At 73.4% G+C, this 1,380-nt stretch carries 1 protein-coding gene; it reads left to right on the top strand.

Annotation, left to right across the window (positions count from 1 at the left end):
- Nucleotides 1-223 precede the first annotated feature (223 nt).
- A complete protein-coding gene (locus tag GTW43_RS37285) occupies nt 224-1,246 on the top strand; it encodes an acetamidase/formamidase family protein (protein ID WP_161306392.1) in 1,023 nt (340 codons plus the stop codon).
- Nucleotides 1,247-1,380 lie beyond the last annotated feature (134 nt).

Here is a 1,380-nt window from a genome sequence, read left to right as displayed (position 1 = left end):
CCGCGGCCGGCCTCCCCCACCGCCCCGGCCCCGCCGGGGCCCGCTCCACCGCCAGTGGTTCGGACCTCTGACGTGCAGCGATGCGCGACGAGCGGATCCGCGGGCCCTCTTTCGCCTCAACCTCCGGGCGCCGTACGGTATTTGACGCACCGCCATCCGGCCCCCCTCCCGGTACCGACAGAACCCCGGCCGCGGCCTCACCCCCACACGAGAACGGAACCTCATGAGCGACCCCCGCATGCTGACCGTCCGCCCCGGGCCGGACGAGTACGCCTGGACCTTCGGCGGCGCACCCCCGGTCGCGCGGATCGCCCCGGGCACGGTCCTCGACCTGTACACCGAGGACTGCTTCGGCGGCCGGGTCCGCTCCGAGAAGGATCTCGTCTCGGAGGTCTGCACCTTCCCGTTCCTGAATCCGCAGACCGGCCCGTTCCACGTCGAGGGGGCCGAGCCCGGCGACACGGTCGCCGTGCACTTCGTGTCCGTCGAGCCCGCCCGCGACTGGGCCGCTTCCACGACGGTGCCGCTGTTCGGGGCGCTGACCTCGACGCACACCACGGCGTCGCTCCAGCCTCCGCTGCCCGAGACCGTCTGGATCTGGCAGCTGGACCGGGAGCGGCGCACGGCCCGGTTCACCGCGCGGGAGGGGGAGTTCACCGCCGATCTCCCGATGGACCCGATGCACGGCACGGTCGGGGTCGCCCCGGCCAACCTGGAGGTGCGCTCGGCGCTGGTCCCCGACGCACACGGCGGCAACATGGACACGCCGGAGATGCGGGCCGGCGTCACCTGCTACCTGGGGGTGAACGTCGAGGGCGCACTCCTGAGCCTCGGCGACGGTCACGCGCGCCAGGGCGAGGGCGAGACCTGCGGCGTGGCCGTCGAGTGCGCCATGCGGACCGTCGTGGTCGTGGAGCTGCTCAAGGGGGTCGCGACGCCGTGGCCGCGCATCGAGTCCGACACCCACATCATGTCCACCGGATCGGCGCGCCCGCTCGAGGACGCCTTCCGGATCTCCCAGCTCGACCTGGTGCAGTGGCTGGTGCGCGACTACGGCTTCGACGAGCTGGACGCGTACCAGTTCGCGACGCAGACCGTCGAGTCACCACTGGCGAACGTGTGCGACACCAACTACACGTGCGTGGCCAAGCTCCGCAAGGAGTGGCTGCCCGCGCGCGAGACCCACCGCGGTGTGCACGCGCGGCTGCGCGAGATCGCCTCGACGCTGCCGCGCCCCGCACGCTGACCGGTCCCGGCACCCCCCCACCGTCCGAGCCCCACCAGCCCGTTCGCGCCCGACCGAGAGGCAGGATCCGCCATGGACCGTCCCGACCACGTCACCGGCCGCCCCGACCGGCACCCCTCCCCCCGCCTCGGCCG

Origin of the sequence: Streptomyces sp. SID5785, from assembly GCF_009870065.1 — a bacterium.
Taxonomy (GTDB): Bacteria; Actinomycetota; Actinomycetes; order Streptomycetales; family Streptomycetaceae; genus Streptomyces.
Note: the sequence above shows the minus strand (reverse complement) of the source record. Positions and strands in the feature narration are given on the sequence as shown.